The sequence below is a fragment of the Actinokineospora inagensis DSM 44258 genome, from assembly GCF_000482865.1.
Lineage (GTDB): Bacteria > Actinomycetota > Actinomycetes > Mycobacteriales > Pseudonocardiaceae > Actinokineospora > Actinokineospora inagensis.
This window is the reverse complement of the sequence record NZ_AXWW01000057.1, coordinates 14,709-41,708: the sequence shown is the minus strand read 5'-3', so window position 1 is coordinate 41,708 and position 27,000 is coordinate 14,709. Positions and strand designations below refer to the sequence as shown.

27 protein-coding genes are annotated in these 27,000 nt (G+C 71.5%); 22 read left to right on the top strand and 5 right to left on the bottom strand.

The features are described from left to right. The 14 genes from pyrR (at position 1) to H504_RS0121005 (ending at position 15,262) form a co-directional block, all read left to right on the top strand. Positions 1 to 591 carry a bifunctional pyr operon transcriptional regulator/uracil phosphoribosyltransferase PyrR gene (gene pyrR, locus H504_RS0121070; RefSeq protein WP_026424385.1) on the top strand — a complete coding sequence of 197 codons (591 nt, stop codon included), beginning with the start codon at positions 1 to 3 and terminating at the stop codon, positions 589 to 591. Beyond that, positions 588 to 1,538: an aspartate carbamoyltransferase catalytic subunit gene (locus tag H504_RS0121065; RefSeq protein ID WP_026424384.1), complete on the top strand. Its 951-nt coding sequence runs from the start codon at positions 588 to 590 to the stop codon at positions 1,536 to 1,538. Before pyrR ends, H504_RS0121065 begins: the two co-directional genes overlap by 4 nt. Further along, on the top strand, positions 1,535 to 2,830 hold the full coding sequence (locus H504_RS0121060) for a dihydroorotase (RefSeq protein ID WP_026424383.1): 1,296 nt from the start codon (positions 1,535 to 1,537) through the stop codon (positions 2,828 to 2,830). Before H504_RS0121065 ends, H504_RS0121060 begins: the two co-directional genes overlap by 4 nt. Further along, the gene (locus H504_RS0121055; protein WP_084467972.1) at positions 2,827 to 3,390 is read left to right on the top strand and encodes a PH-like domain-containing protein; all 564 of its coding nucleotides are present in this window, start codon (positions 2,827 to 2,829) and stop codon (positions 3,388 to 3,390) included. Before H504_RS0121060 ends, H504_RS0121055 begins: the two co-directional genes overlap by 4 nt. Then, positions 3,383 to 4,510 (top strand): glutamine-hydrolyzing carbamoyl-phosphate synthase small subunit, encoded by a 1,128-nt coding sequence (carA, locus tag H504_RS0121050; RefSeq protein ID WP_026424381.1) that lies wholly within the window; start codon positions 3,383 to 3,385, stop codon positions 4,508 to 4,510. The genes H504_RS0121055 and carA overlap by 8 nt, the downstream gene beginning before the upstream one ends. Next, positions 4,510 to 7,818 (top strand): carbamoyl-phosphate synthase large subunit, encoded by a 3,309-nt coding sequence (gene carB, locus H504_RS0121045; protein WP_026424380.1) that lies wholly within the window; start codon positions 4,510 to 4,512, stop codon positions 7,816 to 7,818. The genes carA and carB overlap by 1 nt, the downstream gene beginning before the upstream one ends. Next, complete coding sequence (gene pyrF, locus H504_RS0121040) at positions 7,815 to 8,642, top strand: orotidine-5'-phosphate decarboxylase (RefSeq protein WP_026424379.1); 828 nt, start codon at positions 7,815 to 7,817, stop codon at positions 8,640 to 8,642. The genes carB and pyrF overlap by 4 nt, the downstream gene beginning before the upstream one ends. 368 nt (positions 8,643 to 9,010) lie before the next feature. Continuing rightward, positions 9,011 to 9,328, top strand: coding sequence for an integration host factor, actinobacterial type (gene mihF / locus H504_RS0121035; RefSeq protein ID WP_018686179.1), 318 nt, complete (start codon positions 9,011 to 9,013; stop codon positions 9,326 to 9,328). Next, a complete protein-coding gene (gene gmk, locus H504_RS0121030; protein ID WP_026424378.1) occupies positions 9,325 to 9,942 on the top strand; it encodes a guanylate kinase in 618 nt (205 codons plus the stop codon). The genes mihF and gmk overlap by 4 nt, the downstream gene beginning before the upstream one ends. Next, on the top strand, positions 9,939 to 10,226 hold the full coding sequence (rpoZ, locus tag H504_RS0121025) for a DNA-directed RNA polymerase subunit omega (RefSeq protein WP_157440545.1): 288 nt from the start codon (positions 9,939 to 9,941) through the stop codon (positions 10,224 to 10,226). Before gmk ends, rpoZ begins: the two co-directional genes overlap by 4 nt. Next, positions 10,223 to 11,458: a bifunctional phosphopantothenoylcysteine decarboxylase/phosphopantothenate--cysteine ligase CoaBC gene (coaBC, locus tag H504_RS0121020; RefSeq protein WP_026424376.1), complete on the top strand. Its 1,236-nt coding sequence runs from the start codon at positions 10,223 to 10,225 to the stop codon at positions 11,456 to 11,458. The genes rpoZ and coaBC overlap by 4 nt, the downstream gene beginning before the upstream one ends. Before the next feature lie 86 nt (positions 11,459 to 11,544). After that, on the top strand, positions 11,545 to 12,726 hold the full coding sequence (gene metK, locus H504_RS0121015) for a methionine adenosyltransferase (protein ID WP_157440547.1): 1,182 nt from the start codon (positions 11,545 to 11,547) through the stop codon (positions 12,724 to 12,726). Between the two features lie 55 nt (positions 12,727 to 12,781). Further along, positions 12,782 to 13,213 (top strand): DUF5313 family protein, encoded by a 432-nt coding sequence (locus H504_RS36215; RefSeq protein WP_245614399.1) that lies wholly within the window; start codon positions 12,782 to 12,784, stop codon positions 13,211 to 13,213. Between the two features lie 21 nt (positions 13,214 to 13,234). After that, positions 13,235 to 15,262, top strand: a complete 2,028-nt coding sequence (locus H504_RS0121005) for a primosomal protein N' (RefSeq protein WP_026424374.1) — start codon at positions 13,235 to 13,237, stop codon at positions 15,260 to 15,262. Between the two features lie 846 nt (positions 15,263 to 16,108). Here H504_RS0121005 and H504_RS0120995 read toward each other — a convergent pair. Further along, a complete protein-coding gene (locus H504_RS0120995) occupies positions 16,109 to 16,807 on the bottom strand; it encodes a hypothetical protein (RefSeq protein ID WP_026424373.1) in 699 nt (232 codons plus the stop codon). Further along, on the bottom strand, positions 16,804 to 17,442 hold the full coding sequence (locus H504_RS36210) for an RNA polymerase sigma factor (RefSeq protein WP_084467970.1): 639 nt from the start codon (positions 17,440 to 17,442) through the stop codon (positions 16,804 to 16,806). The genes H504_RS0120995 and H504_RS36210 overlap by 4 nt, the downstream gene beginning before the upstream one ends. Positions 17,443 to 17,531: 89 nt before the next feature. On the opposite strand from H504_RS36210, the gene def reads away from it, so the two are divergent. From def to H504_RS36205, 5 genes are all read left to right on the top strand, one after another. Further along, on the top strand, positions 17,532 to 18,077 hold the full coding sequence (def, locus tag H504_RS0120980) for a peptide deformylase (protein ID WP_026424371.1): 546 nt from the start codon (positions 17,532 to 17,534) through the stop codon (positions 18,075 to 18,077). Further along, the gene (gene fmt, locus H504_RS0120975) at positions 18,077 to 19,003 is read left to right on the top strand and encodes a methionyl-tRNA formyltransferase (RefSeq protein ID WP_026424370.1); all 927 of its coding nucleotides are present in this window, start codon (positions 18,077 to 18,079) and stop codon (positions 19,001 to 19,003) included. Before def ends, fmt begins: the two co-directional genes overlap by 1 nt. Next, entirely contained in the window at positions 19,000 to 20,427 is a 1,428-nt protein-coding gene (locus H504_RS0120970; protein WP_026424369.1) for an RsmB/NOP family class I SAM-dependent RNA methyltransferase, read from the top strand. Before fmt ends, H504_RS0120970 begins: the two co-directional genes overlap by 4 nt. Beyond that, positions 20,424 to 20,930 carry a flavoprotein gene (locus H504_RS0120965; protein ID WP_026424368.1) on the top strand — a complete coding sequence of 169 codons (507 nt, stop codon included), beginning with the start codon at positions 20,424 to 20,426 and terminating at the stop codon, positions 20,928 to 20,930. The genes H504_RS0120970 and H504_RS0120965 overlap by 4 nt, the downstream gene beginning before the upstream one ends. Positions 20,931 to 21,005: 75 nt before the next feature. Then, a complete protein-coding gene (locus H504_RS36205; RefSeq protein ID WP_245614397.1) occupies positions 21,006 to 21,980 on the top strand; it encodes an asparaginase in 975 nt (324 codons plus the stop codon). Here H504_RS36205 and H504_RS41465 read toward each other — a convergent pair. Beyond that, positions 21,952 to 22,242: a hypothetical protein gene (locus tag H504_RS41465; protein ID WP_157440544.1), complete on the bottom strand. Its 291-nt coding sequence runs from the start codon at positions 22,240 to 22,242 to the stop codon at positions 21,952 to 21,954. The genes H504_RS36205 and H504_RS41465 overlap by 29 nt on opposite strands. 36 nt (positions 22,243 to 22,278) lie before the next feature. Here H504_RS41465 and H504_RS42620 point away from each other — a divergent pair, with 36 nt between their 5' ends. Next, positions 22,279 to 22,521: a hypothetical protein gene (locus tag H504_RS42620; RefSeq protein WP_211239374.1), complete on the top strand. Its 243-nt coding sequence runs from the start codon at positions 22,279 to 22,281 to the stop codon at positions 22,519 to 22,521. Positions 22,522 to 22,676: 155 nt separating this feature from the next. On the opposite strand, the gene H504_RS0120945 is transcribed toward H504_RS42620, so the two are convergent. Continuing rightward, complete coding sequence (locus H504_RS0120945) at positions 22,677 to 23,432, bottom strand: HNH endonuclease (RefSeq protein WP_026424365.1); 756 nt, start codon at positions 23,430 to 23,432, stop codon at positions 22,677 to 22,679. Beyond that, the gene (locus tag H504_RS0120940) at positions 23,429 to 24,787 is read right to left on the bottom strand and encodes an AAA family ATPase (RefSeq protein ID WP_026424364.1); all 1,359 of its coding nucleotides are present in this window, start codon (positions 24,785 to 24,787) and stop codon (positions 23,429 to 23,431) included. The genes H504_RS0120945 and H504_RS0120940 overlap by 4 nt, the downstream gene beginning before the upstream one ends. A gap of 482 nt (positions 24,788 to 25,269) precedes the next feature. Between H504_RS0120940 and H504_RS0120935 the strand changes: the two genes are divergently transcribed. Together H504_RS0120935 and H504_RS0120930 are read left to right on the top strand one after the other, a co-directional pair. Next, positions 25,270 to 26,190: an amino acid ABC transporter permease gene (locus H504_RS0120935; protein ID WP_026424363.1), complete on the top strand. Its 921-nt coding sequence runs from the start codon at positions 25,270 to 25,272 to the stop codon at positions 26,188 to 26,190. After that, positions 26,187 to 26,945, top strand: coding sequence for an amino acid ABC transporter ATP-binding protein (locus H504_RS0120930; protein WP_026424362.1), 759 nt, complete (start codon positions 26,187 to 26,189; stop codon positions 26,943 to 26,945). Before H504_RS0120935 ends, H504_RS0120930 begins: the two co-directional genes overlap by 4 nt. Positions 26,946 to 27,000: the final 55 nt, after the last annotated feature.

The window sequence follows — 27,000 nt, the reverse complement described above, 5'->3', positions numbered from 1 at the left end:
GTGCCGCCACGGCCCAGTGGCGCGCCGGAACCGGCCGAGCGGCGTGAGCTGCTCTCCGCCGGTGACGTCGCGCGCACCATCGCCCGAATGGCCCATCAGGTCATCGAGAAGACCTCGCTCGGCGCGTCCGGCGCGGGCCCGGTCGTGTTGCTGGGCATCCCCACCCGGGGTGCCCCGCTCGCCACCCGGCTCGCCGGGAAGATCGCCGAGTTCGGCGCCGTCGAGGTGCCCGTCGGCGCACTCGACGTGACGCTCTACCGCGACGACCTGCGCCGCAAACCCACCCGCCCGCTCGGGCAGACCGCGCTCCCACCAGGTGGGATCGACGACGCCTTAGTGGTGCTCGTCGACGACGTCCTGTTCTCCGGCCGCACCATCCGCGCCGCCCTCGACGCCCTCCGCGACGTCGGCAGGCCGCGCGCCGTGCAGTTGGCCGTGCTGGTCGACCGGGGTCACCGCGAGCTGCCCATCCGCGCCGACTACGTGGGCAAGAACGTGCCCACCGCGCGCGCCGAGGAGGTCCACGTCCAGTTGTCCGAGATCGACGGGAACGACGTCGTGATGCTGCACCGACCGGGGGAGGGCGCGTGAAGCACCTCCTGGGCACCGAGGGCCTGGACCCGGCGACGGCGCTGGCGATCCTGGACACGGCGGACGGCCTCAAGCGCACCCTGCTCGGCCGCGAGGTCCGCAAGCTCCCCACGCTGCGCGGCCGCACCGTGGTCACCTGCTTCTACGAGGACTCCACCCGCACCAGGGTCTCCTTCGAGATCGCCGGGAAGTGGATGAGCGCGGATGTGGTGAACGTCTCCGCCGGTAGTTCTTCCGTGAAGAAGGGCGAGTCCCTGCGCGACACGGCGCTCACCCTCGCGGCGGCGGGCGCCGACTGCGTCGTGGTGCGCCACCCCGCGTCGGGCGCCGCGCACCGGCTCGCGTCCTGGCTGTCGCACACGAACACGTCCGTGGTCAACGCTGGTGACGGCACCCACGAACACCCCACGCAGGCGTTGCTGGACATGGCGACCCTGCGGGAACGGCTCGGTGGGGTCGAGGGCCGTCGGATCGCCATCGTCGGCGATGTGCTGCACAGCCGGGTCGCCCGGTCGAACGTGCACCTGTTGACCTCGTTCGGCGCGGACGTGGTGTTGGTCGCGCCGCCGACGCTGCTGCCCACCGGGGTGGCGGACTGGCCGGTGGGCGCGGCGGGCTCGCTGCGGATCTCGCACGAGCTGGACCCAGAACTGCCGACGCTGGACGCGGTGATGGTGCTGCGGGTGCAGGCCGAGCGCATGCACGGCGGGTTCTTCCCGTCCGCCCGCGAGTACTCGATCGCCTACGGGCTCAGTGCGGCGCGCGCGGCTGTGCTGCCGGAGCACGCCGTGGTACTGCACCCGGGCCCGATGCTGCGCGGCATGGAGATCGCGGGTTCGGTGGCCGACTCGGGCCGCGCCGCGATCACCCAACAGGTCACCAACGGGGTACACGTGCGGATGGCCGTGCTCTACCACCTGCTGGCCGGAGAGGAAGAGGCCGCATGAGCACCGTCAACAACACCCTGGTCATCAAGGGCGCCAAGCCTTACGGCGAGGACCCGGTCGACATCGAGGTCACCGACGGCGTCATCACCGCCATCGGTCCCGACCTGACCGGCGACGAGACGGTCGACGCGACCGGCTTGGTTGCCCTGCCCGGGTTCGTCGACCTGCACACCCACCTGCGGGAACCGGGCCGCGAGGACACCGAGACCATCGAGACCGGGTCCCGCGCCGCCGCCATCGGCGGGTACACGGCCGTGTTCGCCATGGCCAACACCGACCCGGTGGCCGACAACTCCGTTGTCGTGGAACACGTGTGGCGGCGGGGCCGCGAGGTCGGCCTGGTCGACGTGCACCCGGTCGGCGCGGTCACGGTCGGGCTCAAGGGCCAGCAGTTGGCCGAGTTGGGCACGATGGCGCGGTCGGCGGCCCGGGTGCGGCTGTTCTCCGACGACGGGCTGTGCGTGGCGGACCCGCTGGTCATGCGGCGGGCGCTGGAGTACACGAAGGCGCTGGACGCGGTGATCGCCCAGCACGCCGAGGAGCCCCGGTTGACCGTGGGCGCCCAGGCGCACGAGGGCGACTTGGCCGCGCGGCTGGGTCTGGCGGGCTGGCCGTCGGTGGCCGAGGAGGCGATCGTCGCCCGGGACTGCCTGCTGGCCCGGCACGTCGGCGCCCGGCTGCACGTCTGCCACGTGTCGACCGAGGGCACCGCCGAGGTGCTGCGGTGGGCGAAGGCGCGTGGCACCCGGGTGTCCGCCGAGGTCACCCCGCACCACCTGCTGCTCGACGACGAGCGGTTGTCCACTTACGACCCGGTCAACAAGGTCAACCCGCCGCTGCGCACGGCGGCCGACGCGAAGGCGCTGCGGCAGGCGCTGGCCGACGGCACGCTCGACTGCGTCGCCACCGACCACGCCCCGCACGCCGCCCAGGACAAGGACTGCGAATGGTCCGCGGCCCGGCCCGGCATGCTCGGCCTGCAGACGGCGCTGTCCATCGTGGTCGAGACGATGGTGGTGCCCGGCCTGCTCGACTGGCGCGGCGTGGCGCGGGTGATGAGCGAGCGCCCGGCCGAGATCGCGGGTCTGCCCGACCAGGGCAGGCCGATCGAGGTGGGCGAGCCCGCGACGCTGGCGCTGGTCGATCCCGACGCCCGCTGGACGGTACGCGGCGCGGACCTGGCGAGCATCGCCGCGAACACCCCGTACGAGGGCATGGAGCTACCGGGCGCGGTGGTCGCCACCTTGCTGCGTGGCCGTATCACCGCACGTGACGGGAAGGCGACCGCGTGAACCGGCTGGGTCTGACGCTCCTGTTCCTCTTGCTGATCGTGGTCCTCGGCCTGCTCATGTGGTGGGGCTACCGCAACCGTGCGCGTAGACAGGCGAAGGTTCTACCGGCCTTTCCCGAGGCGCCCACCGCGCTTGTCACCGCCGTGCACGAGGGGACAGCGGAGACCCTGCTGCCGCCCAGCACCGGCGTGTACGCCAGCACGGTCACTTCCCAGAGCTGGCAGGACCGCGTGGCCGTGGGTGACGTGGGTTTCCGCTCGGAGGCCACCGCGCACCTGCTCGAAGAGGGCCTGCTGTTCGAACGCGCCGGTGCCAACCCGGTGTGGATCCCCGCCGGGTCGCTGCGCGCGGCCCGCACCGAGGCCGGGATCGCGGGCAAGGTCATGGGCGCCGACGGCCTGCTGGTCGTCCGGTGGGCCATCGACGACCACGAGTTCGACACCGGCTTCCGCGCCGACGACAAAGACGACTACGAACGGTGGGTTCCCGCGCTGAGTGCGTTGACCTCGCGCGCGACACCGAAGACACCGATGACACCGGAGGGCGAGAACGGTGACTGACAAGACGAAAACAGCGGCCGCACTGGTGTTGGAAGACGGCAGGGTGTTCCGCGGCGCGGCGTTCGGCGCCACCGGCACCACCTTCGGTGAGGTCGTGTTCTGCACCGCCATGACCGGCTACCAGGAGACCCTGACCGACCCCTCTTACCACCGTCAGATCGTGGTGGCCACGGCCCCGCAGATCGGCAACACGGGCTGGAACGACGAGGACGACGAGTCGGACCGCGTCTGGGTCGCCGGATACGTGGTGCGCGACCCGGCGCGGATCCCGTCGAACTGGCGGTCCACCAAGTCCCTGGACGACGCGCTCGTCGACCAGGGTGTGGTGGGCATCAGCGGGATCGACACGCGTTCGTTGACCCGGCACCTGCGCGAGCGCGGTGCCATGCGGGCTGGGGTGTTCTCCGGTGACGCGGTGACCGACGCGGCCGCGATGCTGGCCAAGGTCACCGAGAGTCCTCGGATGGCGGGCGCCGAGCTGGCGAGCCAGGTGAGCACCGCCCAGACCTACGTGGTGCCCGCCCGGGGTGAGCGCCGGTTCCGGGTCGCCGCCCTGGACCTGGGGATCAAGTCGAACACCCCGCGCATGCTGGCGGCGCGCGGCATCGAGACGCATGTCTTGCCCGCCAACAGTTCCCTCGACGACCTGCTGGCCGTCGAGGCCGACGGCGTGTTCCTCTCCAACGGCCCCGGTGACCCGGCGACCGCCGATCACGCGGTCGGGTTGACCCAGGGCATCTTGGAGCGCCGGATTCCGCTGTTCGGCATCTGCTTCGGCAACCAGATCCTGGGCCGCGCCCTGGGTCTGGGGACGTACAAGCTGCGCTACGGCCACCGGGGGATCAACATCCCGGTGATCGACGTGGCGACCGGCGCGGTGGCGATCACCGCGCAGAACCACGGTTTCGCCCTGGAAGGCGAGCCGGGCAAGGACTTCGACACCCCGTACGGCCGGGCCACCGTCAGCCACTTCTGCCCCAACGACGGCTGTGTCGAGGGTGTCGCGGCGCTGGACGTGCCCGCGTTCTCCGTGCAGTACCACCCCGAGGCCGCCGCCGGTCCCCACGACGCGGCCACCCTGTTCGACCGGTTCGCGACCATGATGGAGGGCGGGAACTGATGCCCAAGCGCCAAGACATCAAGCACGTGCTGGTGATCGGCTCCGGCCCGATCGTCATCGGCCAGGCCTGCGAGTTCGACTACTCCGGCACCCAGGCCTGCCGGGTGCTGCGCGAGGAGGGGCTGCGGGTCAGCCTGGTCAACTCCAACCCGGCCACGATCATGACCGACCCGGAGTTCGCCGACGCCACCTACATCGAGCCGATCACCCCCGAGTTCGTGGAGAAGGTGATCGCGGCCGAGCGCCCCGACGCCCTGCTCGCCACCCTCGGTGGGCAGACCGCGCTGAACACCGCCGTGGCCCTGCACGAGCGCGGCGTGCTGGAGAAGTACAACGTCGAGCTGATCGGCGCCGACATCGACGCCATCCAGCGCGGCGAGGACCGGCAGAAGTTCAAGGACATCGTCGCCCAGATCGGCGGCGAGACCCCGCGCAGCCGCGTCTGCCACTCCATGGCCGAGGTCCGCGACACGGTCGCCGAACTCGGCCTGCCGGTGGTCATCCGCCCGTCGTTCACCATGGGTGGCCTCGGCTCGGGCATGGCGCACACCCCGGAGCAGTTGGAGCGGCTGGCCTCCACCGGTCTCGCCGAGTCGCCGGTCACCGAGGTGCTCATCGAGGAGAGCGTCCTCGGCTGGAAGGAGTACGAGCTCGAGCTCATGCGGGACCGGCACGACAACGTGGTGGTCATCTGCTCGATCGAGAACATCGACCCGATGGGCGTGCACACCGGCGACTCGGTGACGGTGGCCCCGGCGATGACCTTGACCGACCGCGAGTTCCAGCACATGCGCAACGTCGGCATCGACGTCCTGCGCGCGGTCGGGGTCGACACGGGCGGCTGCAACATCCAGTTCGCGATCAACCCGGCCACCGGCCGGATGGTCGTGATCGAGATGAACCCGCGCGTCTCCCGCTCCAGCGCCCTGGCGTCCAAGGCCACCGGGTTCCCGATCGCCAAGATCGCCGCGAAGCTCGCCATCGGCTACACCCTCGACGAGATCCGCAACGACATCACCGGCGAGACCCCGGCCAGCTTCGAACCGACGCTGGACTACGTGGTGGTCAAGATCCCCAGGTTCGCGTTCGAGAAGTTCCCCGGCGCCGACCCCACCCTCACCACCACCATGAAGTCGGTGGGCGAGGCCATGGCCATCGGCCGCAACTTCGTCGAGGCCCTGGGCAAGGCGCTGCGCTCGATGGAGACCAAGGCTGTCGGGTTCTGGACCCGCCCCGACCCGGAGATCTCCCTCGAAGACACCGTCGACGCGCTCCGCGTCGCGCACGACGGCCGCCTCTACACGGTCGAACGCGCGCTGCGGCAGGGTGCGAGCATCGAGCAGGTCCACGAGGCGTCGGGGATCGATCCGTGGTTCCTCGACCAGATCTCCTCCCTGGTCGAACTGCGCGTCGACCTCGAAACCGCTCCGGTCCTGGACGAACCCCTGCTGCGGCTGGCGAAGCGCTCGGGCCTGTCCGACCGGCAGATCGCCGCGCTGCGGCCGGAATTGGCCGGTGAGGACGGGGTCCGCAGCCTGCGCCACCGCCTCGGTGTCCGCCCGGTGTTCAAGACCGTCGACACGTGCGCCGCCGAGTTCGCCGCGCTGACCCCGTACCACTACTCGGCCTACGAGCTCGACCCCGACGCCGAGACCGAGGTCCTCCCGCAGCCGGACAAGCCCAAGGTGCTGATCCTCGGCTCGGGCCCGAACCGGATCGGCCAGGGCATCGAGTTCGACTACTCCTGCGTGCACGCCGCGATGGCGCTGCGGGCCGCCGGGTACGAGACCGTCATGGTCAACTGCAACCCGGAGACGGTGTCGACCGACTACGACACGAGCGACCGCCTGTACTTCGAGCCGCTGACGTTCGAGGACGTCCTGGAGGTCTTCCACTCCGAGCAGGAGTCCGGCACCGTCGCGGGCGTCATCGTCCAGCTCGGCGGCCAGACCCCGCTCGGCCTCGCCCGGCGACTGGCCGATGTCGGCGTCCCGATCGTGGGCACCCCGCCCGGCGCCATCCACCTGGCCGAGGACCGGGGTGCGTTCGGCGAGGTCCTGACCACCGCGGGCCTCCCCGCCCCCAAGTACGGCACCGCCACCTCCTTCGCGGGCGCCAAGCGGATCGCCGACGAGATCGGCTACCCCGTGCTGGTCCGCCCCTCTTACGTGCTCGGCGGGCGCGGCATGGAGATCGTCTACGACGAGGAGACCCTCGCCGGCTACATCCAGCGGGCCACCGAGGTCAGCCCCGAGCACCCGGTGCTGGTCGACCGGTTCCTCGACGACGCCATCGAGATCGACGTGGACGCCCTGTGCGACGGCACCGAGGTCTACCTCGGCGGCGTGATGGAACACATCGAGGAGGCCGGGATCCACTCCGGTGACTCCGCCTGCGCGCTGCCGCCGATCACCCTCGGCCGCACCGACATGGAGTCCGTGCGCCGCTCCACCGAGGCCATCGCCCGCGGTGTCGGCGTACGCGGCCTGCTCAACGTGCAGTACGCCCTCAAGGACGACGTGCTCTATGTCCTGGAGGCCAACCCGCGCGCGTCGCGGACCGTGCCGTTCGTGTCCAAGGCCACCGCCGCCCCCCTCGCGAAGGCGGCCGCCCGGATCATGCTCGGCGCCACCATCGCCGAGCTGCGCGCCGAGGGCCTGCTCCCGGCCACCGGCGACGGCGCCGAGCTTCCCCCGGGTGCCCCGGTCGCGGTCAAGGAGGCGGTCCTGCCGTTCCACCGGTTCCGCACCCCGGACGGGCACGGCGTCGACTCGCTGCTCGGCCCGGAGATGAAGTCCACCGGCGAGGTCATGGGCATCGACACCTCGTTCGGCAAGGCGTTCGCCAAGTCGCAGACCGCGTCCTACGGCAACCTGCCCACCTCCGGGCGGGTGTTCGTCTCGGTCGCCAACCGCGACAAGCGGGCCATGGTCTTCCCGGTCAAGCGCCTGGCCGACTTCGGGTTCGAGGTCCTGGCCACCTCCGGCACCGCGGAAGTGCTGCGCCGCAACGGGATTCCGTGCACCGTCGTGCGCAAGCACTTCGAGGGCGATGACAACATCGTCGACCTCATCCGCGACGGCGGCGTCGAGATGGTCATCAACACCCCGTACGGCAACCACGGCCCCCGCGTCGACGGCTACGAGATCCGCACCGCCGCCGTGTCCCGCGACATCCCCTGCATCACCACGATCCAGGGCGCGGCGGCGGCGGTGCACGGCATCGAGGCGCTGATCCGCGACGACATCGGGGTCCGGCCGCTGCAGGCGCTGCAGGCCGCGTTGCGGGCGAACTGGGCCAACCGGTGACCCCGTTCGGGGCCCGGCTGACCGCTGCCGTCGCCGACCGCGGGTCGCTGTGCGTCGGCATCGACCCGCACCCCGGGCTGCTCGACCAGTGGGGCCTGCCCTGCGACGTGAGCGGCCTGGAGCGGTTCGCGTTGACCTGCGTGGACGCGTTCGCCGACGACATCTCGGTGCTCAAACCGCAGTCGGCGTTCTTCGAGGCGCACGGCTCGCGGGGGGTCGCCGTGCTGGAACGGGTGATCGCCGACGCGCGGTCCGCGGGCGCGTTGGTGCTGCTCGACGTCAAGCGCGGCGACATCGGCTCGACCATGGCCGCCTACGCCCAGGCATACCTGTCGGACGACTCACCGCTGGCGGCCGACGCGATCACCGTGTCCCCGTACCTGGGCTTCGGCTCGCTGGACCCGGCCATCGACCTGGCCGAGCGCACCGGTCGCGGTGTGTTCGTGCTCGCGCTGACCTCCAACCCGGAGGGCGCGGGCGTGCAGCGGGCGAGCGCGGACGGCAGGCCGGTCGCCCAGTCGATCGTCGACCAGGCCGCCGCGCGCAACGCGGACCAGGCCCCAGTCGGCTCCGTGGGGCTCGTGATCGGCGCGACCGTGGGTCGTACGGACCTGGACCTCACCAGCCTCAACGGGCCGATCCTGGCCCCGGGACTGGGTGCCCAGGGCGCCGGACCGGCCGACCTGGCCCGCGTCTTCGGCCCGGCCCTGCCGCACGTCCTGCCGACCAGCTCCCGCGACGTGCTCCGGCACGGCCCGGACGTCGCCGCGCTGCGGTCGGCGGCCCGGCGGGTCCGCGACGAACTGGCGGCCGCCGCGCGCTGAACCCCACCCGCTCAATCCCCCCGGCCCGGCCCGATTCGTGGCCTCCGGGGGGATTTGGGTTGCCCGCGTCGCGTTCACGCAGGTAGACGGCTGTGGGCTGACCGGGTGTGTTCGGGGGGCTTCCGGGAGTGGCGGAGGCGACACTTTCGCGAACCGCCGATGACGCGACAACGCTGCGTGACGGTGACTGTGACGGTCGCCACGAGGGTGTAGTCGCAGGTCAGGCTGCCGGACATCACTGGTTGTTGATCAACTTCGGTCGGCCGTTCACGCATCGCACATGGCGGACCCGCGTTGTCCCCGCAGGCCAGGGGTCGGTAACGTCGCGGCACCGATCCGGAAGAAATCCCACCCCCACGGAGGAAATCGTGGCCCTTCCCCAGCTCACCGAGGAGCAGCGGGCCGCAGCGCTGGAGAAGGCGGCTGCCGCTCGTCGCGCCCGAGCCGAACTCAAGGAGCGCCTGAAGCGAGGCGGAACCACCCTCAAAGACGTGCTGGCCCAGTCTGACAACGACGAGGTCCTGGGCAAGATGAAGGTCACCGCCCTGCTGGAGGCCCTGCCGGGCGTCGGCAAGGTGCGCGCCCAGCAGATCATCGAGCGCCTGGAGATCGCGCCGAGCAGGCGCCTGCGCGGCCTCGGTGACCGGCAGCGCAAGGCGCTGCTGGCCGAGTTCAGCGGCGAGTGACCGAGCAGTCGCCTGGCGGTGAGCCGGGACCGGGCCAGTACCGGTCCCGGCTCACTGTCGTGTCGGGCCCGTCCGGGGTCGGCAAGTCGAGCGTGGTCGCCGAGCTGCGCAGGCTGCACCCGGACGTCTACTTCAGCGTGTCCGCGACCACCCGCCGCCCCCGGCCGGGCGAGGTCGACGGCGCGCACTACCACTTCGTCGACCACGCCGAGTTCACCCGCATGGTGCGGTGCGGTGAGCTGCTCGAACACGCCGAGTACGCGGGCAACTGCTACGGCACCCCACGCGGCCCGGTCGAGGCCGCGCTGGTCGCGGGCAGGCCCGCGGTCCTGGAGATCGAACTCCAGGGCGCGCGCCAGGTGCGCGCCGCGATGCCCGGGGCGTACCTGGTCATGCTGGTGCCGCCGACCTGGGACACCCTGGTGTCCCGGTTGACCGGCCGCGGCACCGAGGACCCCGACGTGGTGGCCCGCAGGCTGGCCGTGGCCAAGGAGGAACTGGCCGCCGAGGCCGAGTTCGACGCGGTCGTGGTGAACGCCGATGTGCGGGCCGCCGCCCGGGAGTTGCTAACCTTGGTACTTCCGGACCCCTCGAACCAGGAGTACCACGAGTGATCACCCCTACCGAGCTCGGCGCTCTCGGCGAGCCGCAGACCCAGCTCGAAGGCATCACCAACCCCCCGATCGACGACCTGCTGGACAAGGTCAGCTCCAAGTACGCGCTGGTCATCTACGCGGCCAAGCGCGCGCGGCAGATCAACGACTACTACGCGCAGCTCGGTGAGGGCCTGCTGGAGTACGTCGGCCCGCTGGTCGAGCCCGGCCCCCGGGAGAAGCCGCTGTCCATCGCCCTGCGCGAGATCCACTCCGGCCTCCTTGAGCACACCGAGGGCGAGTGAGCGGGCGACCCAGGGTCGTTCTGGGTGTCGGCGGCGGGATCGCCGCCTACAAAGCCTGTGAGGTCCTGCGCCGGTTGACCGAGTCCGGTCACCACGTGCGGGTGGTGCCCACCGAGGCCGCGCTGCGGTTCGTCGGGGCGGCCACCTTCGAGGCACTCTCCGGCAACAAAGTGCACACCGGCGTGTTCTCCGACGTGCCGGAGGTGCCGCACGTCCGGCTCGGCCAAGAGGCCGACCTGGTGCTCGTCGTCCCCGCGACGGCGGACCTGCTGGCCCGCGCCGCGCACGGCATGGCCGACGACCTGCTCACCGGCACGCTGCTCACCGCGCGCTGCCCGGTGCTGATGGTCCCGGCCATGCACACCGAGATGTGGGAGCACCCGGCCACCCGGGCCAACGTGGCGACCCTGCGCGAGCGCGGGACGGTCGTCACCGAGCCCGCCAGCGGCAGGCTGACCGGCGCCGACACGGGCAAGGGCCGCTTGGCCGACCCGGCCGAGATCGTCGACCTCGCCCGGCTGCTGCTGCACCGCGGCGACGCGCTGCCGCGCGACCTCGATGGCGTCCGGGTCGTCGTCTCCGCCGGTGGGACCCGCGAGCCGCTGGACCCGGTCCGCTACCTGGGCAACCGGTCGTCCGGCAAGCAGGGCTACGCGCTGGCCCGCACCGCCGCCCAGCGCGGCGCGCACGTCACGCTGGTGTCCGCGCACACGCTCGCGCTGCCTGAGCCCGCCGGGGTCGACCTGGTGCGCGCCGGTACGGCGCTGCAGTTGCGCGACGCCGTGCACGCGGCCGCCGAGCACGCGGACGTGGTGGTCATGGCCGCCGCGGTGGCGGACTTCCGGCCGGTCGCCGCGGCCGAGTACAAGATCAAGAAGACCGAACGGGACCCCGACCCGGTGGCGCTCACCCGCAACCCGGACGTGCTCGCCGAGCTGGTCACCGCGCGCGGGAACGGGAAGTTACCCGCTGACCAGGTCATCGTCGGGTTCGCCGCGGAAACCGGCGACTCCGGGGCCGACGTGCTCGACCACGCCCGCGCCAAGCTCCGGCGCAAGGGCTGCGACCTGCTGGTCGTCAACGCGGTCGGCGAGGGCAAGGCGTTCGAGACCGAGGACAACGCGGGCTGGCTGCTCGCCGCGAGCGGCGCCGAACGCCCTATCGCGTTGGGCTCCAAGGCGCAGTTGGCCACCGAAGTGTGGGACGCCGTTGTGGGTCTGCTCAAACGTTGAGCCCGGTGTCACCGTGCTTCAGTACAGTTGCCCGGACACAGGGCGGATGAGTGGGGTAACTCGTGAGCGAGAACGGTAGTCGGAGGCTGTTTACGTCCGAGTCGGTCACTGAAGGCCACCCGGACAAGATCTGCGACGCGATCAGCGACTCCGTGCTGGACGCGCTGCTGGCCAAGGACCCGAGGTCCCGGGTGGCCGTGGAGACCCTGGTGACCACCGGTCAGGTGCACGTCGCGGGCGAGGTGACCACCGAGGCGTACGCCGACATCCCGAGCATCGTGCGCGACGTGATCCTGCGCATCGGCTACGACTCGTCGGCCAAGGGCTTCGACGGCAACTCCTGCGGGGTCAACGTGGCGATCGGCGCGCAGTCGCCGGACATCGCTCAGGGCGTGGACACCGCGCACGAGACCAGGGTGGAGAACGCCGCCGACGAGATCGACCGGCAGGGCGCGGGCGACCAGGGCCTGATGTTCGGCTACGCCTGCACCGACACCCCCGAGCTGATGCCGCTGCCGATCGCGCTGGCGCACCGGCTGTCCCGGCGGCTGACCAAGGTCCGCAAGGACGGTGTGCTGCCCTACCTGCGCCCGGACGGCAAGACCCAGGTCACCATCGAGTACGACGGCGACCGGGCGGTCCGGCTGGACACCGTGGTCGTCTCCAGCCAGCACGCCGACGGCGTCGACCTGGAGAAGCTGCTCGGCGTGGACGTGCGCGAGCAGGTGGTGGCCCCGGAGATCGCCGAGCTCGACCTGGCCACCGAGGGGGTGCGGCTGCTGGTCAACCCCACCGGCCGGTTCGTCATCGGCGGCCCGATGGGCGACGCGGGCCTCACCGGCCGCAAGATCATCGTCGACACGTACGGCGGCATGGCCCGGCACGGCGGCGGCGCGTTCTCCGGCAAGGACCCGTCCAAGGTCGACCGGTCCGCCGCGTACGCGATGCGCTGGGTGGCCAAGAACGCCGTGGCCGCGGGCCTGGCCGACCGGATCGAGGTCCAGGTCGCGTACGCGATCGGCAAGGCCACCCCGGTCGGGCTGTTCGTGGAGACCTTCGGCACCGAGCAGGTCGACCCGGCCAAGATCCAGACCGCCGTGCGCGAGGTGTTCGACCTGCGTCCCGCCGCGATCATCCGGGACCTGGACCTGCTCCGCCCGATCTACGCGCAGACCGCGGCGTACGGCCACTTCGGCCGCCCCGAGCTGGACCTTCCCTGGGAACGTACCGACCGCGTCGACGACCTGCGCACCGCCGCGGGCGCCTGAGACAAGAGGTGTCACCTCTCCCCCGGTGGGTAACCCGGGGGAGAGGTGATCATCCGTGTCCACCCGCACTGACATGCGATTTCAGCGACCTGGGCCGTGTCGTTGGGTCTGGTACGCGGTCGGCGGGACGCTGCCCGAGCGCTACCGGCCGTGGGTGCTCTGGGACCTGACTGCCCGTACCTGGGTGCTGCGGCACTTCTCGCGGGTGCTCGTGCTGTTCCTGCCGTTGTGGTTGTTGCTGCTGGTGCCCGGCGACCTGTCGTTGCGGCTGTCGATGGTCGCGGCGGGGTACCTCACCGGACTGTACTTCTCGCTGTCGTTCATGGAGGACGCGTCCGAGCGGCGGTTGCTCAAGCACGGCTTCCCGGCGGGTCTCAACCGCCGCGTCCGCGAAGAGGCCCGAACGGGTGACCGCGCCGAGATCGCCGCCCTGTACGCGGCCTACCTCGACGTCGAGCGGGTCGACCGGACTGACGGCGGCGAGTGAGGGTCTGGTAGACCAGCCGCTATGCCCGAACCCGACACCGACGCCCTGTTCGAGGTGCCGGTCAAGCCGCCCCCGGTGGCCAAGGGCAACCAGACCGCCGCCGCGACCCTGCCGGTGGCGAGGGTGTGGGTGGACGCCCCGCTGGCCCACCTGGACCGCACGTTCGACTACCTCGTGCCCGCCAAGCTCGACGCGGAGGCGGTACCGGGGTGCCGGGTCCGCGTCCGGTTCAACCGGCAACTGACCGACGGTTTCATCGCCACCCGCGTCGCCGAGTCCGATTTCGACGCCCGGCGGCTGCTGTTCCTGGAGAAGGTCGTCTCACCGGAACCGGTCCTCACCCCCGAGCTCGCGGACCTGTGCCGCGCGGTGGCCGACCGCTACGGCGGGACCATGGTCGACGTCCTGCGGCTGGCGATCCCGCCCCGGCACGCGCGGGTGGAGGCCGAGGAACCCGGCCCACCCGCCGAGGCACCGGCCGAGCCGGACCTGGCCGGGTGGTCGCGTTATCCGCGTGGGACGGCCTTTGTGGACGCCTTGCGCGCGGGACGGCAGGCGCACGCCGTGTGGCAGGCGCTGCCGGGGGAGGACTGGCCCGCCCGGCTGGCCGAGGTCGCGGTGTCGTCCCCGCGCGGCGCCGTGATCGTCGTCCCCGACCACCGCGACGTCGCCCGCGTGCACGCGGCCTGCGCCGCCATCGCGGGCGCGGACGCCGTCGTCACGCTGTCGGCTGATCTTGGCCCCGCCAAGCGGTACCGGGGTTGGCTGCGGTTGCGCCGCGGCCAGGCGAAGATCGTCGTCGGCACCCGGGCCACCGCCTACGCGCCGATCCCGAACGCGGGGGTCCTGGTCGTCTGGGACGACGGCGACGACCAGCACGCCGACCAGCGCTCCCCGTACCCGCACGTCCGGGACGTGCTGATCCAGCGCGCCACCCGCACCGGCGCCGCCCTGCTCGTCGGCGGTTTCGCCCGCACCGCCGAGGCCCAGTTGCTGGTCGAGTCCGGCTGGGCGCCCGCCATCGTCGCCGACCGCGCCGAGGTCCGGGCCGCCGCCCCCCGCGTCACCGCGATCGGCGAGCACGACTCCCAGTTGGCCAGGGACCCCGCCGCCCGCACCGCCCGGGTGCCGACGGTGGCCTTCGAGGCCGCCCGATCCGCGTTGGCCGCAGGCCACCCGGTACTCGTCCAGGTCCCCCGCCGGGGCTACGTGCCCGCCCTGACCTGCCAGGAATGCCGCGCCCCCGCCCGCTGCCGCCGCTGCGCAGGCCCCCTCGGCGTGCCCTCGTCCGCTGGAGAAGCCCGCCCCCCCGCCTGCCGCTGGTGCGCCGCCACCGAAGCCAACTTCAAGTGCCAACACTGCGGCTCCCGCCGCCTCCGCGCCGCCGTCGTCGGCGCCAAACGCACAGCGGAGGAGTTGGGCCGGGCCTTCCCCGGCTTCCCCGTCCGCACCTCCGGCGCAAGCGAGGTCCTGGCCACCGTCGACGGAAAACCGGCCATCGTCGTCGCCACCCCCGGCGCCGAACCCGTAGCCCCCACCGGCTACGGCGCCGCTCTGCTACTTGACGCCTGGTCCCTCCTCGGCCGCGCCGACCTGCGCGCCACCGAGGAAGCCCTCCGCCGCTGGATGACCGCCGCCACCCTGGTCCGCCCCGCCCCCACCGGCGGCCGAGTCATCGTCCTCGCCGACTCAACCCTGCCCCCCGTCCAAGCCCTCGTCCGCTGGGACCCCGCCTGGCACGCCGCCCTCGAACTCGCGGCCCGCACCGACCTCAACTTCCCCCCCGCCGTCCGCATGGCCTCCATCGACGGCCCCCCCAGCGCCCTTGCCCGCCTCCTCGACGACCTCACCCTCCCCGACACAGCCGAAGTCCTCGGCCCCGTCCCCCTCCCCAACACCCCCGACCCCCGCGAACGCGCCCTCATCCGAGTCGACCGCACCCAAGGCCGCGCCCTGGCCACCGCCCTCGCCACCGCCCAAGCCATCCGCACCGCCCGCAAAGACCCCGCCCCCCTCCGCATCCAACTAGACCCCCTCGACCTCATCTAACCCCCATAAAACAACAACAACCGCCCAATTACCCCCACTCACTATCGAGAATGCGCCCCCCCGCGCCCTCAAACCCGCCACCCCTCATCGACGAAGCCCCACTCCCACACCGCACCCCCTCGAACCCTCACGCAAATCGACAAAGCTCCACACCTGCCCCGCGCGCCTCGAAACCCACCCCACATCGACGAAGGCCGCCAACCGCCCCGCGCGCCTCGAAACCCACTCCTCACCGACGAAGCGCCACTCCCGCACCCGCGCCCTCAAAACCCACCCTATATCGACGAAGGCCGCCAACCCGCCCCGCGCGCCTCAAAACCCACCCCACATCGACGAAGCTCCACACCGGCGCCGCGCGCCTCGAAACCCGCCGATCCCAACCGCCCGTTGTGGTGAAGTTGTTTTGTTTGGGGGGAGCGGTGGCCTAAGCCGGCTGGCGGGTAAGGCCACGTCTTTCCAGTGGCCCCGCCTTTTAGCCTTACCCAGGCCACCGCTAGGGGCCCCAAACAAAACAACTTCACCACAACGGGCACCACCGCTTTATCTGGCGCCCAAGCGCCGGCGTCGCCGAAGGCGACCAGGCCGACCCCCGAGGCGCAGCCGAGGCCCAGCCGAGGCCCAGCGCCCCCTCACACCAAGATCAACCGAGAACAGAGCCCCCGAATACACAGCCTACCCAAGCCCACCGACAAAACCGCCCGCCGACCAACAACCATGATCAACCCGAACTTGAGCCCCTGAATGCACAGCCTAAACGACCCCACCGACAGTCCACCCCACCCGAGCCCACCCCAGCCGGCAGTACCGCCCACCCAGCAGCACCGCCATCACCCGGCAACGCGCCAGTCAATCAACCTGCGTAAACCCCGGAATGGGCAACGAATCCAACCGAAACGCGCCCCGCCCAGGAATATCCGCCACCGGCGGCGTAACCGGCCGATTCCCCCCAAACGCCGCCACAAAGATCCCCGCCACCACCTTCACCTGCGCACCAAACCCATCAGCCGAAACCCGCAGTTCATCAACACCTTCAGGCACCAACCCCATGATCACCCCCTCCGTAGTCGCCATCAGCACCGTCGGAGTCGTCGGCCGCCGCAGAACAACGGGCGTCGACAGGGCCACCGATTCCGGAGTTGTCGTGCACGCGAACATGGTCTGGCCAGAAGCGACCACGGTCACGTCGCTGCTGAAGGCGGAGAAGGTGAACAGCGGGACCCAGTCGGTCGGGTTCGGGTAGTCCGTGCGACCGGCCGCGCTCAGCCGCAGCCAGCAGCGGCCGATGTCGGCGCGCGCCTGGGCGTCGTCGACCAGGGTGGGTCGCACCTCCGGCAGGGTCATCGCGGCCATGTCCGCGCGGGGCCCCGGCCACCGCACCAGCGGGACGGCCACCAGCGTCATGGCGACCACCCCGGCGGCGACCAACGCCACCAGTCCGGGCCAGCGGCGCGGTTGCCGGTCGGCGATCCTGGCCCGCAGCCGGACCCGGATCTCCGCGGGCAGTGGCCGCCGCGGCGGCAGCGGTGGGGTCCATTCCTCGTTCACCGGGTCACCTCCAGCATCGTCCGCAGCCTGCTCCGCGCCCGGGACAGCCGGGCCCGCACGCTAGGTTCCGCGATCCCCAGCAGCGCCGCGGCGTCGGCCACCGGCACCCCGCCGAGCAGGCACAACTGAACCGCCTCCCGTTCCGCCCGCGGCAGCGACTGCACCGCGTGCGACACCTGCCTGGTCCGCCGGTCAACGTCGACCCGTTCCACCACCGCGTCGGCGTGGTCCTCGCCCACCCCGTCAGTGGGTAATCGGCGCAGCGCGCGCAGGAACCGGGTCGACCGGCGGTGTTCGGTGCGGGCGATGTTGCCCGCCACCGCGTACAGCCAGGGCAGCGCGCTCTCCCGCACCAGCGTCATCCCGGTCACCTTCCGCCACGCGGTCAGGAACGTCGCCGACGTCACGTCCTCGGCGAGCGCCCACGACCCGGTCAGCCGGTACGCGTGGTTCCACACCGCCTCGGCGTGCCGCTCGAACAACTCGCCGAACGCCGACCGGTCGCCCTCGGCGGCCCGCCGCCACAGCACGTGGTCCAGCGTCGGCGTCTCGGTGTCCAGCTCGCTCGCCCCCTCGGCACGGACCGCGACCCGGGTGGTGGCACGGGTGTAGCCGCTCCGGCTGATCGTGCTCATGCGGGTAGGTGTCCGCAGCGGCCACCGGTGTTGCGTCGTGTCCGCCGCCAGGGTGAATAGACTGGCCGGACCGAGGTGAGGGGAGACGCGTGACCGTCCAGCAGATCCGACTCTTCGGCGATCCGGTGTTGCGCACCCGCGCCGCCGAGGTCGTCGACTTCGACCGGGAGCTGCGCAACCTGGTGCGCGACCTGTTCGACACGATGCACGACGAGGGCGGGGCCGGGTTGGCCGCGCCGCAGTTGGGGGTCGGGCTGCGCGTGTTCACCTTCAACTGCGACGGCGTCGAGGGGCACCTGGTCAACCCGGTGTGGACGGCGCTGGACGACGAGGAGCAGGTGGGCCCCGAGGGATGCCTGTCCATCCCCGGCCTGTCCTGGGACTGCACCCGGCTGCGCAACGTCGTCGCCCGCGGTTTCGACGTGCACGGCGAGCAGGTGGAGATCCAGGGCACCGACCTGCTCGCCCGCGCGATCCAGCACGAGACCGACCACCTCGACGGGGTGCTGTTCCTCGACCGGCTCGACGAGGAGACCCGCAAGCTGGCCATGGGGGAGATCCGGCAGGCCGAGTGGTTCGACGGCGCGGTGCCCACCATCAAGCAGAGCCCGCACCCGCTGTTCGGGGTCCGCTGATGCGGTTGGTGTTCGCGGGCACGCCGGAGGTGGCGTTGCCGTCGCTGCGCGCGCTCATCGCGTCCCGGCACGAGGTGGCCGCCGTCGTCACCCGGCCGGACGCGCCGGTGGGCCGCGGGCAGCACGTGTCCCGGTCGCCGGTCGGCGTGCTCGCCGACGAGCACGGCATCGAGGTGCTGACCCCGGCGAAGGCGTCCGACCCGGCGTTCCTGGACCGGCTGCGCGAGATCGCCCCCGACTGCTGCCCGGTCGTCGCCTACGGCGCCCTGCTGCGCCAGGCCGCCCTGGACATCCCGCCGCACGGATGGGTGAACCTGCACTTCTCCGTGCTGCCCGCCTGGCGCGGCGCCGCCCCGGTCCAGGCCGCGATCAAGCACGGTGACGAGATCACCGGGGCCAGCACGTTCCGCATCGTCCAGGAACTCGACGCGGGCCCGGTGTTCGGCGTGCTGACCGAGCCGGTCCGCGCCGACGACACGGCCGGTGCGCTGCTCGACCGGCTCGCCGAGTCCGGCGCCGGACTCCTGCTGTCCACTGTGGACGGCATCGCGGACGGCGCGCTCACCGCGGTCGAGCAGCCCGCCGACGGCGTCAGCCACGCCGCCAAGATCACCGTCGACGACGCCCGCGTCGACCTCGGCCTGCCCGGTCTCGCCGTCGACCGGCTCATCCGCGCGGTCACCCCCGACCCGGGGGCGTGGACCGACTTCCGCGGCGAACGGCTCAAACTCGGCCCGGTCACCCGCGCCGAGACCGACACCGCGCTCGCGCCGGGGGAGATCCTGGTCGAGCGCAAGCGGGTCGTCGTCGGCACCGCCACCTGGCCGGTCCGACTCGGCGAGGTCCAGGCCCAGGGCAAGAAACGCATGCAGGCCACCGACTGGGCCCGCGGCACCAGGATCGAACCCGGAGAGCGACTCGGATGACCCAGCCAGGCAAGCGGTCGCACCGGCCGTCCCGACCCCAGCGGTCGCACCCACCCAAGCGCCCGGCCACGCCGGACCGCCCCCCGGTCGACGACCCGGCCCGACGCGCCGCCCTCGACACCCTGCGAGCCGTCCGCGCGGACGACGCGTACGCCAACCTCGTGCTGCCCCGGCTGCTGCGCGAACGCCGCATCACCGGCCGGGACGCCGCGTTGGCCACCGAACTCGCGTACGGCACCTGCCGCGCCTGGGGGCTGCTCGACGAGATCCTCGCCGAGTGCGTCGACCGGCCGCTCGGCAAGGTTGAACCGGTCCTGCTCGACGCACTCCGGCTCGGCGCCTACCAGTTGCTGCGCACCCGCATCCCCGCGCACGCCGCCGTCGCCTCCACGGTCGACATCGTCCGCCGCGACCTCGGCCCCCGGGTCACCGGTTTCGCCAACGCGGTGCTGCGCAAGGTGTCCGAGCGGGACGAGGCGGGCTGGCTGACGTCGGTCGCGCCCACCCTCGAAGAGGACCCGGTCGGTCACCTGGCCGCCCGCACCAGCCACCCCCGCTGGATCGCCCGCGCGTTCGCCGACGCGCTCGGCACCACCGGCGACGACCTGGCCGCCGCCCTGCAGGCCGACGACGAACGCCCCGCCGTCCACCTGGTCGCCCGTCCCGGCGAGGTCACCGCCGAGGAACTGGCCGCGATGACCGGCGGCGACCCGGCGCCCTACTCGCCCTACGGCGTCCGCCTGGAGCCCGGCTCCGGTGACCCGGCCGACCTCGACCCCATCCGCGAGCGCCTCGCGGGCGTGCAGGACGAGGGCAGCCAACTCTGCGCCGTCGCGCTCACCCGCGCTCCGCTGGAGGGCTCGGACCTGCGTTGGCTGGACCTGTGCGCGGGGCCCGGCGGCAAGGCGGCGCTGCTGGGTGCCCTGGCGGGTATCAACGGGGGCACCCTGGACGCCGTCGAACCTGCCCCGCACCGCGCCCGCCTGGTCGAACAGGCCACCCAGGGCCAGCCCGTCACCATCCACGTCGCCGACGGTCGCGAACCCGGCCTGACCGGCGGGTTCGACCGGGTCCTGGTCGACGCCCCGTGCACCGGCCTCGGCGCGCTGCGCCGCCGACCGGAGTCCCGGTGGCGCCGTCGCCCCGAGGACGTCGGTGACCTCACCAAACTCCAGTCGGAACTGCTCACCAGCGCGCTGGAGTTGGTCCGACCCGGCGGCCTGGTCGCGTACGTCGTCTGCTCGCCGCACCTGTCCGAGACCGAGGGCGTGATCTCCTCGGTCGTCCGCAAGACCGACGCGACCGTGCTGGACGCCCGCCCCCACTTCGACGGGGTACCCGACCTCGGCGAAGGCCCGTACGTCCAACTCTGGCCGCACCGGCACGGCACGGACGCCATGTTCTTCGCCCTGCTCCGCCGGTGATCCTGGCGCTCACCGCCGCGGCGGGCGGTGGCCTGCCGGACCGGTTCCGCACCGAGTTGGCCGTCCCCGCCGCCGCGCGGGGCTGGCGCCTGGCCATCACGTTCACCCCGACCGCGGGCCGCTGGATGGACGCCTGCGGGGAGGCGGACCGGCTGCGGGACCTGACCGACCTCCCGGTGCGCAGCCAGTCCCGGCTGCCGACCGAGCCCAAGCCGTACCCGGTGCCGGACGCGTTCATCTTCGCCCCGGCGACGGCCAACTCGATCGCGAAGCTGGCCATGGGCATCACCGACAACCAGGCTCTGACGGCGTTGGTGGAGGCGATGGGGACCCCCGGTGTGCCGGTGGTCATCCGCCCGCAGGCCAACGCGGCGCAACGGGCCCATCCGCTGTTCCAGGCCCACCTCGACACGCTGGGGCGCGCGGGCTGCGTCATCGCCGACGCCGACCCGGCGGACCCCTGGGAGCCGCTGCTGGATCTCGTCGAGGGCACCGTTCGCTAGCTCACGTTCCGGAGGCGTCCCGGTCGCCCGTGTGGTTACCTCCCGGCGGCACCCCGACGGCCCCGGAGGCTTTCCTTGACGCACATCTCCGTCATCGCCATGGGCGGGACCATCGCCATGGTCCCCGGCTCGTCCGGTGGCGTGGTCCCCGCGCTCACCGCCGCCGACCTCCTGGCCGCGGTCCCCGGGTTGGCGGACGTGACGATCACGGCTCAGACGCTGCGATCCCTGCCCAGCCCGTCGCTGGGTTTCGCCGACCTGGTCGCGCTGTCCCAAGCCGTGCGGGCGGAGATCGACGCGGGAGCCGAGGGGGTTGTCGTCACCCACGGCACCGACACCATCGAGGAGACCGCGATCTTCCTCGACCTGACCGTCGACTCCGACACCCCCGTCGTCGTCACCGGTGCCATGCGTCATCCGGCGTCGGCGGGGGCAGACGGGCCCGCGAACCTCTATGCGGCGGTCCGCGTCGCCGCGTCCGAGGCGGCGCGTGGGTTGGGGGCGCTGGTGGTCATGTCGGACGAGGTGCACGGCGCGCGGTTCGTCCGCAAGGGGCACACGAGCAGCACCGCCGCCTTCGTGTCGCCGGGTTTCGGCCCGCTCGGGCTCGTCGTGGAGGGGGAGCCGAGGCTGCGCGGCACACCGAGGATCCCACTGCACCTCCCGGCCACCGACCGGGTCACCGAACTGCGAGTCGGCCTGGTGACGGTAGCCCTCGGCGACGACGGCGAACTCCTCCGCCGCGGCGGCGACGCGTTCGACGGCATCGTGCTGGCAGGCCTCGGCGCGGGACACGTCCCGGCGACCATGGTCCCGACCGTGGCCGACCTCGCCGCGAAGATCCCCGTCGTCCTGGCCTCGCGAACCGGATCAGGCCCAGTCCTGCGCCAGACCTACGGCTACCCCGGCTCCGAACGCGACCTCCTCGACCGCGGCCTCCTGCACGCCGGCTTCCTCGACCCCGCAAAGGCCCGCGTCCTACTCCTGCTGCTGCTCGCCGACAACGCCGACCGCGACCGGATCACGGCGTCGTTCGACTACTACCGCTGAGCCGGTGGCGGAACTCGTCTTGCAGCAGCACCGTCAACGCCCCGGGTTGGTCGGCGAAGACGTCCTCGACCGCCGTCTCCTGAACGCCGGGTTTCTCGATCCCGCGAAGACCCGGGTGCTTCTTCTGTTGTTGCTCGCGGACAACGCGAACCGTGATCGGATCACGGCATCGTCGACCACTGTCGCGGAACTTGTCGTGTAGCAGTACCGTCAGCGCTCCGGGTTGGTCGGCGAAGGTCTCCTTGACCGTGGTCTTCTGCACGCCGGGTTCCTCGACCGCGCGAAGGGCTGGGTTCTGTTGCTGCTCGCCGACAACGCCGACCGCAACCGGATCACGGCGTCGTTCGGCCGCTACCGCTTGGGCTGGTGGCGGAACTCGTCGCGCAGCGGTACCGCCAGCGCCGGATTGGTCGGCGAAGACCTCTTCGACCGTGGTCGCCTGAAATGCCGGGTTGCTGGACCCGTGAAGGCCCGGGTGTTGCTGCTCGTCAACAACGCGGACCGTGACCGGATCATGGCGTCGTTCGACTACTACCGTTGAGCTGGTGGCGGAACTCGTTGTGTAGCAGTACGGTCAACGCCCGGGGCTGGTTGGCGAAGACCTCTTCGACCGTGGTCTTCTGCACGCCGGGTTCCTCGACCGCGCGAAGGGCTGGGTTCTGCTGCTGCTCGCCGCCAACGCGGACCGTGACCGGATCATGGCGTCGTTCGACTACTACCGCTGAGCTGGTCGCGGAACTCGTCGCGCAGCAGCACCGTCAACGCCCCGGGCTGGTCGGCGAAGACCTCCTCGGCGCCAGGACGCGTGCTGTAGCGGACCATCGCCTGCACCACGTCGGCGAATGGTTGTTCCCGGACGGTTCGCACCACTCGGCTCATTGTCGCGGTGTCTCCGGCGGCGCGGGCGGATTCCCAGCGGTCGAACAGGAAACCGAGTGTGGTGCGCGCGTCTTGGCGGCCGCGGGTCAGGATGTCCCGGTTGAGGCCGCACACCTGCTCGGTTACCTCACCCCGCTCGGTCAACGCCCGGTAGCGGCCCAGGGTCAGCGACAGCGCCAGGTGCTCGAACGGGTCGTCAACCGTGGGGTCCAGCAACAACGGCCTGCCGCGCGCGTCGCGCGGGAACTGGTCGCGTTTGTGGTGGCTGTTGCACACCGAGCACGCGAGCAGGTGGTTGCTCCACACGAATGTCAGCAGCGGGGTCAGCGCCACCGGCGAGAAGTGGTCGATGTCGGTGCCCTGGTTGTCGCCGCAGTACATGCACCGTTCGCGGCCGGGGGCGAACTCGCGTAATCGGTGACCGAGCGCCTGCCGCAGTTGACCCCTCGACCGCCACATCGTCCGCGCGCGGGCCGCGTGTTCCCGGCGCGGCACCGACCGCACGCCCTCGGTCGCCCGCTGCAGGGTCTCCGCCAGCTCGACGGGCAGCGGCGGCCGCACCAACCGGATCATCGCTGTTCGTCGCCCGCGATCAGCCTGGCCGCCACCTCGGTCACCCTGGCCGACGGCGAGCTCGTCAACGTCTGCTTCAACGCGTGGTACCGGGCCCGCTCCTCCTCGTCGGCCACCCCGTCGAGCACCTTCAGCTCCAGCTCGACCAGCAGGTGCCGCAGCCTGATCGCCCGGTTCGAGTACGCCGTGTCCAGGCCGAACAGGTCCGAGAGCACCGCGTCGTCGCCGGTGCCGTAGACGATGCGCTCCCACAGGTCGCCGTCCACCGTCTGCGGGCTGGTGTCCTGGTCCGGGCCGGGCAGCCGGATCAGCCCGGCCGGGTCAGCCGACTGGCAGATGTACGGGCTGTGCGTGGTCACGATGAACTGGATCTGCGGGAAGTGCTGCTTGAGCCACTCGCCGATCCGCTTCTGCCACGACACGTGCAGGTGCGCGTCGATCTCGTCGATGATCACCACCCCAGGCACGCCGACCACCGTGCCCGCCGCGTCCAGGTGCAGGTCGCCGTAGCTCTCGTAGAGCTGCTTGAGGAGGTCGACCACCAGCGCCACCACCGTGCGGTAGCCGTCGCTCATCTCCCGCAGCGGGAACCGGTGGCCGCCGTCGGACACCCACAGGCCCTCCGAGTCGACCTCGTTGATGCGGTAGTCGTCGGGCAGCAGCCCGTCGCCGAGGATGCGCAGCGCGGACTCCTTGAGGTAGCGGGCGCCCTCCCGCCGCTCCAACGCCCGCAGGTGCTGCTCGATCAGCCACGCCACGCCCTCCGCCAGCGACGCGTCCTCGTGGAACAGGCTCGCCATCCGCGCCACGCTGCCCGCGCCCAACATCAGCCGCTGCACGTCGCCGGTGCCACCCACCAGCCTGCGGAACGGCCCGTACGCCGCGCAGAACCACCCCGACGGGTTGTCGTGCCACGGCCCGTTGCGCGGCGCCGTCTTAGCCCGGCCGTCCTCGCTGTGCTCCTCCAACGACGGCTGCGCGGGCCGCCGCGCCCACGTGGTGTCCTCGCTGTCCGGGGCCGTCCAGCGCAGCCCCGCCCAGAACGGCCGCTCCGGCGGCCTGCCCTTGCGGAACCGCTCCACGGTCAGGTCGAAGGTCAGTTGGACGGCCGCCGTGGCGCTCGCCTGCCCCACCGAGATCCAGTTGTCGAAGTCCGCCACCAGCGTGCGCGCCGCCGCCGGACCTCCCACCGCCAACGCGATCCCCCGGAGCAGGGACGTCTTCCCCGACCCGTTCCGGCCCGCCAGGACGGTCCAGCCCGCGTAGGTGTTGTCCGGCCGCCGCAGGTCCAGGTCCACGACCCGGCCGCTGTGGAAGCCCCGGACGTTGACCAGCCGAACCCGCGACACGTACATGCTCGAAGATTAGCGCCCCACCCCGACCCCCACCCCGGCTGACCAGCGCGGTTGGGGACTGGTGGCGAGCATGTGGACAACTCCGGGCTTGGCGGGCCGCCGCGACCGGGGAACCCCGTTGTGGTGCGGGTCGACCTGCGGAAATGTCGCCGGAACCGGTCACAACGCCCCCGAACAAACAGCCTAGCGGCGACCACCGACAAAGCCGCCAACGGCGACTGGACCCCGGGTTCGAGCGCCGCCAACGCCGAACACCTCCCGCCTGCCGTCGCGGGCGGCGGAGGCAGTCTAGTCCACTGTGGACCAACGGGCGATTGCCGTTCTGTTGCGGCGGAGTTGTTGTCCAGCAACGTGGTCGGCGGCTCTCACATCGTGAACGTGCGTCCCTCGAACGGGTGAGGCCCCTAGCATTTGCCGGGTCGACCCCGGTGCCGTGCCGAGACGTGGAGTGCGTCGTGACATCCTCGCCCCCCTTACCCGCTGTGGCTGAACCGGTGGAAGAAGCCGAGTTGCTGTCCCACGAGGTGGTGCCGTTGCGGCATCCGTGGCGGTGGGTGGCGACCGCGGTGGCGTTGGTGTTGTTGGCGCAGGCGGTGCACGCGCTGGTGACGAACTCGGCGTTCCAGTGGGCGGCGTTCGGGTACTGGTTCTTCCGGCCGGTCGTGCTCGACGGCCTGTGGTTGACGTTGCAGCTCACCGGGTTGGCCGCGGTGTTCGGGCTGCTCGGCGGGATCGTGTTGGCGTTGATGCGGTTGTCGCGCAACCCGGTGCTGCGGGCGGTGGCGTGGGGCTACATCTGGCTGTTCCGCTCGATCCCGCTGATCGTCCTGCTGTTGTTCCTGGCCAACGTGACGGCGCTGTACAGCACGTTGAGCCTGGGCATCCCGTTCGGCCCGTCGTTTGTGGAGTTCAGCGCGAACGACCTGCTGAGTTTCTACTTCGTCGCCGTCCTGGGCCTCAGCCTGAACGAGGCCGCCTACGCCGCGGAGATCGTGCGGTCCGGGATCATCTCGGTGGACCAGGGGCAGTTGGAGGCCGCGGCGGCGTTGGGGCTACCGAAGTCGCGGCAGTACCGGCGGATCATCCTGCCGCAAGCTACGAGGGCGATCATTCCCTCTTACGCCAACCAGCTCATCGGCCTGCTCAAGGGAACCTCCGTCGTCTACATCACGTCGCTGCTGGAGCTGTTCGGCGTGGTGCAGACGCAGGCGAGTGTGAACAGCGGGCAGATCATCCCGCTGCTGGTCGTGGGCACGATCTGGTACATCATCCTGACCAGTCTGCTGTCCGTGGTGCAGTACTACCTCGAACGCCACTTCTCCCGTGGCGCACTGCGAACCGTCCCGCCCACACCGTTCCAACGCTTGCGTGCCAGCCTTCGCACGGTAGGAGTGGCTCGATGACGGCGGCAGTGGTCGTGCGCGGCGCGGTCAAGTCCTACGGCGCGCACCGCGTGCTCGACGAGGTCGACTTCATCGCGCGGGCCGGTGAGGTGACGGCGATCGTGGGGCCTTCCGGCTCCGGTAAGTCCACGTTGCTCAGGGCCATCAACTACCTGGAGCCGTTGGACAGCGGATACGTAACTGTGCAAGGCGAACTCATCGGTGTCCGGTTACACCGGGGACGGTTGCACCAACTCAGCGAGCGGGCGATTCTGCGGCAACGGTCGCGCATCGGTTTCGTGTTCCAGAACTTCAACCTGTTCCCGCACCTGTCCGTGCTGGAGAACGTCATAGAGGCCCCCATCACCAAGGGAGTCCCCAAGCCGCAAGCGGTTGCGCGCGCTCAGGAGTTACTGGTCAAGGTCGGGCTCAAGGACAAGGCGGGTGCTTACCCGCGCCAGCTCTCCGGCGGGCAGCAGCAACGGGTTGCCATCGCGCGGGCGTTGGCGTTGGAGCCCGACCTGGTCCTGTTCGACGAGCCCACGTCCGCGCTCGACCCGGAGCTTGTGGGAGAGGTGCTCACCGTGCTGCGCGACCTCGCCGCGGCCGGGACGACGATGGTCGTGGTGACGCACGAGATCGGCTTCGCCCGGGACGTCGCCGACCACGTGGTGTTCCTGGACGCGGGCCGGATCGTCGAGCAGGGCCCGCCCCGCCAGGTGCTCCTCGCGCCGGAACACGCGAGAACTCGGGAATTCCTGGGCAAGCTCGTCTAGCCCCGTCAACCCCGTTGTGCCGGACGGGTTTTCGCATCACTGTGAGAGAAAGGGG

Coding starts and splice junctions, on each gene's coding strand:
- H504_RS0121060 (WP_026424383.1), top strand. CDS start 1,535: ATGAGCACCGTCAACAACACCCTGGTCATCAAGGGCGCCAAGCCTTAC.
- carB (WP_026424380.1), top strand. CDS start 4,510: ATGCCCAAGCGCCAAGACATCAAGCACGTGCTGGTGATCGGCTCCGGC.
- H504_RS0121005 (WP_026424374.1), top strand. CDS start 13,235: ATGCCCGAACCCGACACCGACGCCCTGTTCGAGGTGCCGGTCAAGCCG.
- H504_RS36210 (WP_084467970.1), bottom strand. CDS start 17,442: ATGAGCACGATCAGCCGGAGCGGCTACACCCGTGCCACCACCCGGGTC.
- fmt (WP_026424370.1), top strand. CDS start 18,077: ATGCGGTTGGTGTTCGCGGGCACGCCGGAGGTGGCGTTGCCGTCGCTG.
- H504_RS0120970 (WP_026424369.1), top strand. CDS start 19,000: ATGACCCAGCCAGGCAAGCGGTCGCACCGGCCGTCCCGACCCCAGCGG.
- H504_RS0120945 (WP_026424365.1), bottom strand. CDS start 23,432: ATGATCCGGTTGGTGCGGCCGCCGCTGCCCGTCGAGCTGGCGGAGACC.
- H504_RS0120940 (WP_026424364.1), bottom strand. CDS start 24,787: ATGTACGTGTCGCGGGTTCGGCTGGTCAACGTCCGGGGCTTCCACAGC.
- H504_RS0120930 (WP_026424362.1), top strand. CDS start 26,187: ATGACGGCGGCAGTGGTCGTGCGCGGCGCGGTCAAGTCCTACGGCGCG.